Source organism: Variovorax sp. J31P207, from assembly GCF_030316965.1.
Lineage (GTDB): Bacteria > Pseudomonadota > Gammaproteobacteria > Burkholderiales > Burkholderiaceae_C > Variovorax > Variovorax ginsengisoli_B.
Window position 1 is genome coordinate 79,913 of sequence record NZ_JASZYN010000004.1, and the last position, 12,482, is coordinate 92,394.

Consider the following 12,482-nt stretch of genomic DNA (forward strand, 5'->3'; position numbering starts at 1 on the left):
CTGGCAGAAAAGTTAACCAAAGAGCCGCGTGACGTCGTTGAAGAGTGCGATCGACATCATGACCAGCAGCAGCGCGACACCGCCGCGCTGAAACCTTTCCATCCAGGCGTCGGAGACGCTCTTGCCGGTCAGGCCCTCCCAAAGATAATACATCAGGTGTCCACCATCGAGGACCGGCAGCGGCATGAGGTTCAGCACCCCCAGGCTCACGCTGATCAGGGCCAGGAACACCATGTACTGCGTCAAGCCGAGGCTGGCGGACTTGCCGGCGTAGTCGGCGATCGTGAGCGGTCCGCTGAGATTCCTGAGCGAGGCCTCGCCGATGACCATCTTGCCCATCATGCGCACGGTCAGCGCCGAAACCTCCCAGGTTCGGACCACGCCGCGCCAGACGCCGTCGACCACGCCCTGGCGCACCAGCACCATCGCGGGCGGCGCGCCGACATAGGCACCGATGCGGCCGATCTTGCCGCTGGGTTCGTCGCGCAGCTCGGGCGTGACATCGATGCGCAGCGACTGCCCGCCGCGCTCGACCTGCCAGGTCTGCATGCGCGGCTGGCCGCCATCGACCGAAGCCCGGATGATGTCGCGCAACTGCTGGCCATCGACGATCGGCGTCGTGCCGACCAGGCGCACCAGGTCGCCATTGCGCAGTCCCGCGCGCTCGGCGGCGCTGCCGGGCATCACCTCGCCGATCTCGGGGCGGGTCATCGGCGTGATGAGGCCGATCTTGCGGAACATCTGAGCGTCCGCATCCTTGGCCTCGATCCGGCTCAAAGGCAGCACCAGTTCGCGCGCCGGGCCCCCGCCCTCGCCCGCGATCTCGAGCGTCAGGTCGCGGCCATCGAGGGCGCCGCGGGTCATGCGCCAGCGCAGGTCTTCGAAGGACTGGACGGCGTCGAGCTCGCCGTCGAAGCCCGCCCGCGCGATGTGTTCGCCGCCTTTCAGTCCGGCCTGTTCGGCCAGCGATGCGGCGACCGGCCGGGCCAGGGTCGCGGCCGGTTCCTGGACGCCGATCCAGTTGACCAGCGTGTAGAGGACGACCGCCAGCAGCAGGTTGGCGATCGGTCCGGCCGCCACGATGGCGGCCCGCGAGCGCAACGGCTGGGTGTTGAAGGCGCGGTGGCGCTCCTCGGCCGGCACCGGGCCCTCGCGCTCGTCGAGCATCTTCACGTAGCCGCCCAGGGGGAAGGCGCCGATCACGAACTCGGTGGTCTGGCCCGGATGCTGGCGCTTGGGCTGCCAGCGATAAAGCGTCTTGCCGAACCCGACCGAGAAGCGCAGCACCTTGACGCCGCAGGCCACCGCGACCCGGTAGTGGCCGTACTCGTGCACGGCGATGAGCAGGCCGAGGGCGACGATGAAGGCAACGACTGTGAGCATCGGGTTCCCCGGGTTGGTGGGTCAGGTCGCGAAACGAAGCGCCGTGGCACGGGCTGCGTCGCGGGCACTGGCGTCGAGGGCCAGCAAATCCCCGAGCGACGAAAGCTTGGAGGGCCGCACGCGCTCCAAAGTTTCCAGGTTGACCGCATGAATGCGGTCGAAGCGCAGCCGACGCTCGAGAAAGGCCTCGACCGCCACTTCATTGGCGGCGTTCAGCACCGCCGTGGTGCCCGGGGCGGCCCGAAGTGCATGCCATGCCAGGTGCAGCCCGGGAAAGCGCGCCTCGTCGGCGGCTTCGAAGGTCAGGGCCGCCAGCGACGCGAAATCCAGCTTGCCGGCACCGCTCTCGATGCGCTCCGGCCAGGCCAGGCCGCAGGCGATCGGGACCCGCATGTCGGGCGTGCCGAGTTGCGCGATCACCGACGAATCCTGGAACTGCACCATCGAGTGGATGATCTGCTGCGGATGGATGACCACCTTGACCTGCTCGGGCGTCAGGTCGAACAGCCAGCGAGCCTCGATCACCTCGAGCGCCTTGTTCATCATGGTGGCCGAGTCGACCGAGATCTTGCGCCCCATCGAGAAATTCGGATGCGCGCAGGCCTGCTCGGGCGTGATCTCGGCCAGCGTGCGCGGATCGCGCTGCCGGAACGGTCCGCCCGATGCGGTCAACAGCACGTGGTCGACCCGTTCGGCCCAGGTGGCGCGGTCCTCGGGCAGGCACTGGAAGATCGCCGAATGCTCGCTGTCGATCGGCAGCAGTGTGGCGCCGCCCTCGTGCACCGTGCGCATGAACAGCTCGCCGCCGACCACCAGCGCTTCCTTGTTGGCGAGCAGCAGCCGCTTTCCTGCCCGCGCGGCCGCCAGGCAGGGGCCGAGTCCCGCGGCGCCGACGATGGCGGCCATGACCGCATCGGTCTGCGGGTGCGCGGCGATCTCCTCGATCGCGGCCGCGCCGCTCAGCACCCGGGTCGGCAAGCCGCTGTGGCGGATCTTCTCGGCCAGGAGCGCGGCGTGCGGCGCGCTCGCCATCACCGCGAACTGCGGCGAGAAACGCACGCACTGGGCCAGCAGTTCGTCCACCTTGGTGGCGGCCGACAGGGCGAAGACCTCGAAGCGCCCGGCATGGCGCGCGATCACGTCGAGCGTGCTGACGCCGACGGAGCCGGTCGAACCGAGCACCGTGACGCGTTGTTTGACTGAATTCATAGGAAGGCCAACATCATGGCGATCGGCAGCGTCGGCAACAACGCGTCGATCCGGTCGAGGACGCCGCCGTGGCCGGGCAGCAAGGCGCTGCTGTCCTTGGCGCCCGCGCTGCGCTTGATCAGCGACTCGACCAGGTCGCCGACCACGCTCATGGCCGCCATGAAGACGGCCCCGATCAGCAGCAGCCACCAGCCGCGTTCGGCCAACCGCGTGTAGAGGCTGGCGACGCCGGCCTGGGCGGCCGAGTCGCTCCAGGCCCAGGCCAGCGCGAGCACGACCACGCCGGCCATGCCGCCCCAGACACCCTCCCAGCTCTTGCCGGGACTGATGGTCGGGGCCAGCTTGCTGCGGGTGAACTTGAGCCCGAAGGCGCGGCCGGTGAAATAGGCGAAGACGTCGGCGACCCAGACCAGCACCAGGATCGAGAGCAGGAAGTTGATGCCGACCATGCGGGCCTGCACCGCGGCCAGCCAGGCGACCCAGAGCGCCAGCAATCCGCCGACCAGGCGCAAGCCCCGGGGCACGCGCGGCCATCCCGGCACCGCCACGCGCAGCAGCGCGGCGCCGCCGAGCACCCAGGCCGCGCTGGCGACGATCCAGACGCCGAGCAGCGAGCCCTGCAGCAGGCCCAGCCACCAGGACAGCCCGCACAGGAGCACCATCTCGGCACCGAGGAACAGCGACATGCGCGGGCCGTAGTCGTTGAGGCGGCCCCACTCCCAGGCGGCGGCGCCGATCAGCACCAGCATCACGCAGGCGAAGGGCACGTACGAGGGGTAGAACAGCGCGGGCAGCAGGATCGCCAGCAGGACGATCGCCGTGATGATGCGTTGTTTGAGCATGCGCTCAGGCGGCCTGCTGGTCGCGCGAGCCGGCCGCGCCGAGCTGCTCGGAGGTCTGTCCGTAGCGGCGCTCCCGGCGCTGGAAGGCGGCGATGGCGTCGTCCAGCGCCGCCTCGTCGAACTCGGGCCACAGCTTGTCGCTGAAGTACAGCTCGGCATAGGCGCTCTGCCAGAGCAGGAAGTTCGACAGCCGCTGCTCGCCGCCGGTGCGGATGAACAGGTCGGGGTCGGGCACGTGGGCGAGCGCCATGGCGGCGTCGAGGTTGGCCTCGGTCAGAGGCTCGCCGCGGGCCGCCAGCTGGGCCGCGGCGCGGGCGATATCCCAGCGGCCGCCATAGTTGAAGCAGACGTTGAGCACCAGCCGGGTGTTGTGTGCGGTCGCCGTCTCGGCCTGGACCAGGCCGGCGATCATCTTGTCGGACAGCCCGCCGCGCTCGCCGATGAAGTGCAGCCGCACCCCGTCCTGGCTCAGCTTCGGCACCTCGCGGCCCAGGGCGCCGACCATCAGGTCCATCAGGCCGGATACTTCCTCGACCGGCCGGTTCCAGTTCTCGGACGAGAAGGCGAACACGGTCAGCACGCGGACGTCGCGTGCCGCGCAGGCCTTGACGCAGCGCCGCAGGGACTCGACACCCTGCTTGTGCCCCGCCACCCGCGGCAGGAAGCGGCGCGTCGCCCAGCGGCCATTGCCATCCATGACGATGGCGATGTGATGGGGAACCGCTGGTGCGATCTTCTTCATGTCAGACGGCCATGATCTCGGCTTCTTTGGCGGTCACCAAGCGGTCGATTTCGGCGATGTGGCGGTCGGTGACCTTCTGGATCTCGGTCTCGGCGCGCTTCTGGTCGTCTTCCGAGGCCAGCTTGTCCTTGACCAGCTTCTTGATCGCGTCGTTGGCGTCGCGGCGCAGATTACGCGTCGCGATCTTGGCGCTCTCGCCTTCGTTGCGAACCAGCTTGGTCATTTCCTTGCGGCGCTCTTCGCTCATCGGCGGCAGCGGCACGCGGATCAGGTCGCCCATCGACGCCGGGTTCAGGCCCAGGTCGCTTTCGCGGATGGCCTTCTCGATCTTGGCGCCCATGCCCTTTTCCCAGGGCTGGACGCTGATCGTGCGGGAATCGAGCAGCGACACGTTCGCCACCTGCGACAGCGGCACGGCGGAGCCGTAGTAGTCGACATGGATCGAGTCCAGCAGCGCCGGGTTGGCACGGCCGGTTCGGATCTTGGTCAGGTTGTTCTGGAAGGCGGCGAGCGACTGGTTCATCTTGGCGTCGGTCGCGCTGCGGATTTCTGCAATGGTGGTCATGGATTCATTTTCCTCAAGCGTGCACGAGGGTACCTTCGTCCTCGCCCATCACGACGCGCTTGAGGGCGCCGTTCTTGAAGATCGAGAACACCTTGATCGGCAGGTTCTGGTCGCGGCACAGCGCGAAAGCCGTGGCGTCCATGATGCCGAGGTTTTGTGCGATGGCTTCGTCGAAGCTCAGGTTGGTGTAGCGCGTCGCTTCCGGGTCCTTCTTGGGGTCGGCGGTGTAGACGCCGTCGACCTTGGTCGCCTTGAGCACCAGTTCGGCGCCGATCTCGGCGCCGCGCAGCGCAGCGGCGGTGTCGGTCGTGAAGAAGGGGTTGCCGGTGCCGGCCGCGAAGATCACGACCTTGCCCTCTTCGAGGTACTGCAAGGCCTTGGGACGCACGTAGGGCTCGACCACCTGCTCGATCGCGATCGCCGACATCACGCGGGCGATCAGGCCCTGCTTGTTCATGGCGTCGGCCAGCGCCAGCGCGTTCATGACGGTGGCCAGCATCCCCATGTAGTCGGCCGTGGCGCGGTCCATGCCGACGGAGCCGCCGGCGACGCCGCGAAAGATGTTGCCGCCGCCGATCACGACCGCCACCTCGACGCCCATGTTCACGACCTCGGCCACCTCGCCCACCATGCGCACGATGGTCGCTCGGTTGATGCCGAAGGCGTCGTCACCCATCAGCGCCTCGCCCGACAGCTTCAACAAGATTCGCTTGTGGGCTGGGCGGGCTTCTGACATGGATGGATCCTTTGGAGTTGGCGGGGGCGAGTGTAAGACGTGACTGTGAAAAAGCGGCAGCGCGTCACGGGCGCTGCCGCCCTGCGGCGTGACTTAGGCCGCAGCCTTGGCGGCCGCGACCTGCGCAGCCACTTCGGCCGCGAAGTCGTCGACCTTCTTCTCGATGCCTTCGCCGACGACGTAGAGCGTGAAGCCCTTGATCGAGGTGCTGGCGGCCTTGAGCATCTGCTCGACGGTCTGCTTGTCGTTCTTGACGAAAGGCTGGTTGTGCAGCGAGACCTCCTTGAGGTACTTCTGCACGCCGCCTTCGATGCGCTTGGCGACGATGTCGGCCGGCTGCGGCTGCTTGCCGGCGGCTTCGGCGACCTTGCGGTCTTCCTCGGCCTTGCCGGCGGCAACCGCACGTTCCTTTTCGATCAGGTCGGCGGGCACGTCCGATGCCGAGATCGCGACCGGCTTCATGGCGGCGATGTGCATCGCGACATCCTTGGCCGAGGTGTCGTCGCCTTCGAACTCGACCATCACGCCGATGCGCGTGCCGTGCAGGTAAGACGCCAGCTTGCCGTTGCCGGCGAAGCGCTTGAAGCGGCGGAAGCTCATGTTCTCGCCGATCTTGCCGATCAGGCCCTTGCGCACGTCTTCGAGCGTGGGGCCGAAGCCGTCCTGCTCGTAGGCCAGGGCGCCCAGCGCGGCCAGGTCGGCCGGGTTGTTCTTGGCGACCAGCATGGCGGCGGCATTGGCCATCGCGAGGAAGCTGTCGTTCTTGGTGACGAAGTCGGTCTCGCAGTTGATCTCGATCATCGCGCCGGCATCGCCGTCGACGAAGGCCGTGACCACGCCTTCGGCCGTGATGCGGCCCGAGGCCTTGCCAGCCTTGTTGCCGAGTTTGATGCGCAGCAGCTCTTCGGCCTTGTCCATGTTGCCGTCGGCCTCGGTCAGGGCCTTCTTGCACTCCATCATCGGGGCGTCGGTTTTTGCGCGCAGTTCGCCAACCATGCTTGCGGTGATCGTTGCCATGAGTGTTCTCCGTTCGGTTTGTCAGTGGCGGGCGCCCCGGGGGCGGCCGCGAAAATCAGATTAAAAAAAAGGGGCAACAAGCCCCTTCTTCAGGCTCGAGCGAGCTCGAATCAGGCCGAAGCGCCCTCTTCGACTTCGACGAATTCGTCGCCGCTGCCTTCGGCCACGGCCTTGACCACGTCGTTCACGCCGCTGTTGCGGCCTTCGATGATGGCGTCGGCAATGCCGCGGGCGTACAGCGTGACGGCCTTCGACGAGTCGTCGTTGCCCGGGATCACGTAGTCGATGCCTTCAGGCGAGTGGTTCGAGTCGACCACGCCGATCAGCGGGATGCCGAGCTTCTTGGCTTCGGCGACGGCGATCTTGTGGAAGCCCACGTCGATCACGAAGATGGCGTCGGGCAGCGCGGTCATGTCCTGGATGCCGCCGATGTCCTTTTCCAGCTTGGCGATTTCGCGCGAGAAGGTCAGCTGCTCTTTCTTGCTCAGGCTGTCGAGGCCGGCTTCCTGCTGGGCCTTCATGTCCTTCAGGCGCTTGATCGAGGTCTTGACGGTCTTGAAGTTGGTCAGCATGCCGCCGAGCCAGCGGGTGTCGACGAAGGGCACGCCGGCGCGACGGGCTTCGGCAGCCACGATTTCGCGGGCCTGGCGCTTGGTGCCGACCATCAGGATCGTGCCGCGGTTGGCGGTGAGCTGCTTGGCGTACTTCATCGCATCCTGGAACATCGGAAGCGACTTTTCCAGGTTGATGATGTGGATCTTGTTGCGATGGCCGAAGATGTACGGGGCCATCTTGGGGTTCCAGAAGCGGGTCTGGTGACCGAAATGGACACCGGCTTCCAGCATTTCGCGCATGGTGGTCGACATAGGAATAACTCCAAAGGTTGGGTCTAAAATCCAGCCCGTTTTGTGCGTCTTTCCATTCGGAAAAGCCTCACAACACCTTGATTGGGCTGGTTTGCGGATGCGTCTCGCTCAATGAGCCTTGCTATGACCCTTGCAATGCATTGCGGCCAGTGGGCGAAACCCAAGGAGTATAGCACGCCGCGCCTTTCGCCCCCTCTTCCCACCCCCTGCCTGCCCTCTCTCACCATGCGCCCAGACCTGCACGCCACCCGCCTCGCCCTGCTGACGAACTCCTCGGACGCACGCACCGAAATGGCGCACAGCCTGGCCGCCGCCGCCACTCCGGCCTGCGCTCATGCCTTCACGCGCCTCCTGTCGGAGGAAGCCGCCCGGGAAGCCGCGGCGGCCCGTCCGAGCCAGCCGCTCGCCGGGCTGGCTTTCTCGGTCAAGGACCTGTTCGACGTCGCCGGCCAGCCCACGCCGGCCGGGTCGGTGGTGCTGGCCCATTCGCCGGCCGCCCGCGCCGACGCGGTCGCCGTGGCGCGCCTGCGGGCCGCCGGCGGCGCCCTGCTGGGCCGCACCAACATGACCGAGTTCGCCTTCTCGGGCGTCGGCATCAACCCGCATCACGGCACCCCGGCCAACGTCTGCGATCCCGCCACGGCGCGGATCCCTGGTGGCTCCTCGTCCGGCGCCGCGATCTCGGTGGCCAGCGGCGCGGCCTTCGTCGGGCTCGGCTCCGATACCGGGGGCTCGATCCGGATCCCGGCGGCGCTCAACGGCATCGTCGGCTTCAAGAGCACCGCCCGGCTGGTGCCGACGCAGGGCGCCCTGCCCCTGTCGACCACGCTCGACACCATCTGCGCCATGACGCGCTCGGTGCGGGATGCGGTCACGGCGCACGAGATCCTCGCGGCACGCCGCGTGACACCCGGCGCCGCGCCGCTGGCCGCCTACCGCCTGGCCGTGTCACGTTCCCTGTTCCAGGACGGCCTCGACCCCGTGGTCGCCAAGGCCTTCGAACGAAGCTTGAGCCGCCTCGGCGCGGCCGGCGCCCGAATCGAGGAGATCGACCTGCCGGCGCTGGCCGACCTGCCGGCGATCAACGCCACCGGCGGCTTCTCGCCCGCCGAGGCCTACGCCTGGCACCGCCTGCTGCTGGAGCGCAGCGGCGCCGGCTACGACCCGCGCGTGGCGCGGCGGATCCTGCAGGGCGCGACGATGAAGGCCTACGAGTACCTCGACCTGGTCCGGGCCCGGCACGAATGGATCGGCCGCATGGAGCGCGCGCTCTCGCCCTTTGACGCCGTGCTGTCGCCCACCGTGCCGGTCACGGCGCCGCCGGTCGCCGAGGTCGCGCCCGGCGAGGCGCGCGACGACGCGTTCTTCCGCTTGAACGGCTTGCTGCTGCGCAACCCCTCGGTGGTCAACATGCTCGACGGCTGCGCCATTTCGCTGCCTTGCCAGGCCGCGGACGAATTGCCGGTGGGCCTGATGCTGTGGCATGCGGCCCTGCACGACGACGCCGTGCTCGCCGTCGCCCGGCAGGTCGAACGGGCGCTATAAAGTCGGCAGGGTCGGCGCAGCTTCCGGAGGAAGCGCCGACCCACAATTTCACCGCCAAAGAAACGAATGAAAATCGCGATCGTGGGAGCCGGGATCATCGGCGTCACCACAGCATGGGAGCTGGCCTCGGACGGCCACGAGGTGGCAGTCTTCGAGCGCCGCGGCGCCGCCGCCGAAGAATCGAGCTTCGCCAACGCGGGCGTGGTCGCGCCCGGCTATGTCACCCCCTGGGCCGGCCCGGGCATGCGCGGCAAGGTGCTGCGCTCGCTGCTGTCCACACATGGCGCGATCAAGCTGCGCTGGCCCCTGTCGTCCCGGGACCTCGGCTTCATGGCGCGCTGGCAGCGCGCCTGCAAGCTCGAGACCTACCTGGCCAACCGCTCGCGGATGCAGCGCCTGGCCTTCTACAGCCGCAACCGCCTGCACGCGATCACCGAGGCCTGCGAACTCGAGTACGAGCGCAGCGACGGCTACATGGTGCTGCTGCGCTCCAAGCGCGAGAAAAAACTGGTGCAGGCCGGGCTCGAGGTGCTGCGGGCCGCGGGCGCCAGCTTCCGCGAGCTCGATGCCGACGAGGCCCGCAAGATCGAGCCGGCACTCAGCACGGACACGGCGCTGGCCGGTGCGATCCACCTGCCTGACGACGAAGTCGCCAACTGCCGGCAGTTCGCCCTGCTGCTCAAGTGGGAGGCCGAGGCGCTCGGCGCCCAGTTCCATTTCAATTGCGACCTGGCGCCGATGAGCCGGTCGGCCCCGACCTCGCTGTCGCTGGCGGCGGGTTCCGAGGCCCATCGCTTCGACGCCGTGGTGGTCTGTGCCGGGGTCGACTCGGCCGCGCTGTTGAAGCCGCTGGGCTTGCGCATCCCGCTGGCGCCGGTGTACGGCCATTCGGTCAGTGCCCAGATCCGCGAGCCGCTCAACGCGCCGCGCAGCGCCGTGATGGACGAGCGCTACAAGGTGGCGATCTCGCGGCTCGGACTGCGCGTGCGAGTGGCCGGGAGCGCCGAACTCGGCGGTTCCGGGGCCAAGCTGAATCCGGCCTCGCTCCAGACGCTCTACAAGGTGCTGCAGGACTGGTTCCCGGGCGCGGTGACACTGCGCTCCGGCGTCCAGCAGTGGAAGGGTGCACGCCCGATGCTGCCGGACGGCCCGCCGATCCTCGGCGCCAGCGGAGTGCCCGGCGTCTGGCTCAACCTCGGCCATGGCTCGAGCGGCTGGGCGCTGTCCTGCGGCAGTGCGCGGGTGCTGGCCGACCTCATCGCCGGTCAGGATCCCGGCATCGACCTCGAAGGGCTCGGCATCGAGCGCCTGCTGCAACACTGAGGCGCCCCATGCACCGCATCACGTCCGCCAGCACCGGCTACCTGTTCGACATCGCGGCCACGCGGCGGATCGAGCAGGCGGCCGCGGCGGCGCTGCCGCCCCACACCTTGATGCAGCGCGCCGGCCTGGCGGTGGCGCGCCTCGCCATGGCCATCGCGCCGCAGGCACGGACGATCTGGATCGCCTGTGGCCCCGGCAACAACGGCGGCGACGGCTTCGAGGCCGCGGCGCAACTGCGCGCGCGCGGCTTCGCGCCGGTCGTCAGCTGCATCGGCGACGACGCGCGGCGGCCGGCCGATGCCCGCGCGTCGCTGCAGCGCGCACGCGACGCCGGCGTCGTCTTTGCCGAAACGCCCCCGGCGCACTGCGAGCTGGCGATCGACGCCCTGCTGGGCATCGGCGCTGCCCGGGCGCCCGAAGGCCGGATGCTCGAATGGCTGCAGCGCATGCACGCCGGCCCGGTGCCGGTGCTGAGCGTGGACACGCCCTCGGGGCTGGACACCGACACCGGCGTGCTGTCGTTCGAATTGCCGCCCCCGGCGCCAGCGTCGGCGGCACCTCGTCGAATCTGCCTGAGCCTGCTGACCTTGAAGCCCGGCCTCTTCACCGCTCAAGGCCGCGATGCCGCCGGCGAGGTCTGGTTCGACGACTTGGGCCTGGCCCCCGGTGCCGAGGCGCCGGTGGCGCGGCTGCCCGGGGCGACGCCCGACGTCATCCGGCGGCAGTCCTCTCACAAGGGCAGCTACGGCGATGTCGCGATCGTCGGCGGTGCGCCCGGCATGGCCGGCGCCGCCCTGCTGGCTGCCACGGCCGCGCTCTCGGCCGGCGCCGGACGGGTCTTCGTCGCCCCCCTGGACGGCAGCATCGCGCCGATCGACCTGCTGCGGCCCGAGCTGATGTTCCGCCGCCCCGAAGCGCTGGACCTGGGTCCGATGACGGTGGTCTGCGGCTGCGGCGGCGGCAGCCCGGTCGCCGCCGTGCTGCCGCGCGTGCTCGCCGAGGCGGGCACGCTGGTGCTCGATGCGGACGCCCTCAACGCCGTGGCCGGCGACGCCGGCCTGCAAGCGCAGCTGCTGGCCCGGCAACAGGCCGGCCGGGCGACGGTCATGACCCCGCATCCGCTCGAGGCGGCGCGTCTGCTCGGCACCAGCACCGCGCAGGTCCAGGCCGACCGCCTCGGCGCGGCCTCGCAGCTGGCGGCGCGCTTCGGTGCGGTGGTGGTGCTGAAAGGCTCCGGCACGGTCGTCGCCGCAGCCGGCGAACTGCCGGTGATCAATCACAGCGGCAACGCGCGGCTCGCGACGGCCGGCACCGGCGACGTGCTGGCGGGCATGGTCGGCGCCCGGCTGGCCGCCGGCCGGCCGGCGCAGGCCGCGGCCTGCGAAGCCGTCTGGACGCACGGCGATCTGGCCGACCGCTGGCCCGCCGGCATCCCGCTCACCGCCGGGGCGCTGGCGGGCGGTGGCCTGCCCCTGCGCTAGCCTCGCCCGACGAAGGGCATCTTGGTCGCCATGATGGTGTGGAACAACACGTTGGCTTCCAGCGGCAGGTTGGCCATGTAGAGCACCGATTGCCCGACGATGGCGACATCGATCACGGGCTCGATCGCGATCTCGCCGCTGGCTTGCGGCACGCCCTTGGTCATCCGGGCGGCCAGTTCGGTCATCGCGTTGCCGACGTCGACCTGGCCGACGGCGATGTCGTACTTGCGACCGTCCAACGAAGCGGTCTTGGTCAGCCCCTTCACGGCGTGCTTGGTCGCGGTGTAGGCGATCGAGTTGGGCCGCGGCGTGGTGGCCGAGATCGAGCCGTTGTTGATGATGCGGCCGCCGCGCGGCGTCTGCGCCTTCATGGTGCGGAAGGCCTGCTGGATGCAGAAGAACATGCCTGTCAGGTTGATGTCGACCACGCCCTGCCACTGCTCGGGCGTCCAGTCCTCGAACGGCCCCGGCGGGTTGCCGACGCCGGCGTTGTTGAACAGCAGGTCGACCCGCCCGAAGCGTTCGACCGCCGCGTCGAACAGCGCCTTGACCGAAGCCGCATCGGCGACGTCGGTGGGCACCGCCAGGGCCCTGGCAGCGGCGCCCGATTCCTTGGCGACCTGCTCCAGCGGCTCCGGCCGGCGGCCGGCCAGCACCACGCTCCAGCCATCGGCCAGCAGGGCCAGCGCGGCCGCGCGACCGATGCCGCTGCCGGCGCCCGTGACGACCGCGATGCGGCTTGTCTTGTCTCCACTCATTCCTGTGCTCCTTGT

General features: G+C 69.2%; 12 protein-coding genes. 3 read left to right on the forward strand and 9 right to left on the reverse strand.

Annotation, left to right across the window (positions count from 1 at the left end; all coding sequences use genetic code 11):
- Window positions 1-12: 12 nt before the first annotated feature.
- From rseP to rpsB, 8 genes are all read right to left on the reverse strand, one after another.
- Window positions 13-1,383 carry an RIP metalloprotease RseP gene (gene rseP / locus QTI68_RS14975; RefSeq protein ID WP_286522358.1) on the reverse strand — a complete coding sequence of 457 codons (1,371 nt, stop codon included), beginning with the start codon at window positions 1,381-1,383 and terminating at the stop codon, window positions 13-15.
- Between the two features lie 21 nt (window positions 1,384-1,404).
- Complete coding sequence (ispC, locus tag QTI68_RS14980; protein WP_286522359.1) at window positions 1,405-2,592, reverse strand: 1-deoxy-D-xylulose-5-phosphate reductoisomerase; 1,188 nt, start codon at window positions 2,590-2,592, stop codon at window positions 1,405-1,407.
- Window positions 2,589-3,434, reverse strand: coding sequence for a phosphatidate cytidylyltransferase (locus tag QTI68_RS14985; RefSeq protein WP_286522360.1), 846 nt, complete (start codon window positions 3,432-3,434; stop codon window positions 2,589-2,591). Before QTI68_RS14985 ends, ispC begins: the two co-directional genes overlap by 4 nt.
- Before the next feature lie 4 nt (window positions 3,435-3,438).
- The gene (uppS, locus tag QTI68_RS14990; RefSeq protein ID WP_286522361.1) at window positions 3,439-4,176 is read right to left on the reverse strand and encodes a polyprenyl diphosphate synthase; all 738 of its coding nucleotides are present in this window, start codon (window positions 4,174-4,176) and stop codon (window positions 3,439-3,441) included.
- Window position 4,177: 1 nt separating this feature from the next.
- Window positions 4,178-4,741: a ribosome recycling factor gene (gene frr, locus QTI68_RS14995; protein WP_286522362.1), complete on the reverse strand. Its 564-nt coding sequence runs from the start codon at window positions 4,739-4,741 to the stop codon at window positions 4,178-4,180.
- Between the two features lie 13 nt (window positions 4,742-4,754).
- Entirely contained in the window at window positions 4,755-5,477 is a 723-nt protein-coding gene (gene pyrH, locus QTI68_RS15000; protein ID WP_286522363.1) for a UMP kinase, read from the reverse strand.
- A gap of 93 nt (window positions 5,478-5,570) precedes the next feature.
- The gene (gene tsf / locus QTI68_RS15005; protein ID WP_286522364.1) at window positions 5,571-6,494 is read right to left on the reverse strand and encodes a translation elongation factor Ts; all 924 of its coding nucleotides are present in this window, start codon (window positions 6,492-6,494) and stop codon (window positions 5,571-5,573) included.
- Between the two features lie 110 nt (window positions 6,495-6,604).
- Window positions 6,605-7,360, reverse strand: a complete 756-nt coding sequence (gene rpsB, locus QTI68_RS15010; RefSeq protein ID WP_286522365.1) for a 30S ribosomal protein S2 — start codon at window positions 7,358-7,360, stop codon at window positions 6,605-6,607.
- 225 nt (window positions 7,361-7,585) lie between these two features.
- On the opposite strand from rpsB, the gene QTI68_RS15015 reads away from it, so the two are divergent.
- The 3 genes from QTI68_RS15015 to QTI68_RS15025 all read left to right on the forward strand — a co-directional run bounded on the left by QTI68_RS15015 (window position 7,586) and on the right by QTI68_RS15025 (window position 11,709).
- Window positions 7,586-8,905, forward strand: a complete 1,320-nt coding sequence (locus QTI68_RS15015) for an amidase (RefSeq protein ID WP_286522366.1) — start codon at window positions 7,586-7,588, stop codon at window positions 8,903-8,905.
- 66 nt (window positions 8,906-8,971) lie between these two features.
- Window positions 8,972-10,228, forward strand: a complete 1,257-nt coding sequence (locus QTI68_RS15020; RefSeq protein WP_286522367.1) for a D-amino acid dehydrogenase — start codon at window positions 8,972-8,974, stop codon at window positions 10,226-10,228.
- Between the two features lie 8 nt (window positions 10,229-10,236).
- Window positions 10,237-11,709 carry an NAD(P)H-hydrate dehydratase gene (locus QTI68_RS15025; RefSeq protein WP_286522368.1) on the forward strand — a complete coding sequence of 491 codons (1,473 nt, stop codon included), beginning with the start codon at window positions 10,237-10,239 and terminating at the stop codon, window positions 11,707-11,709.
- On the opposite strand, the gene QTI68_RS15030 is transcribed toward QTI68_RS15025, so the two are convergent.
- Window positions 11,706-12,467, reverse strand: coding sequence for an SDR family oxidoreductase (locus QTI68_RS15030; protein ID WP_286522369.1), 762 nt, complete (start codon window positions 12,465-12,467; stop codon window positions 11,706-11,708). The two genes, QTI68_RS15025 and QTI68_RS15030, sit on opposite strands and share 4 nt — an antisense overlap.
- Window positions 12,468-12,482: the final 15 nt, after the last annotated feature.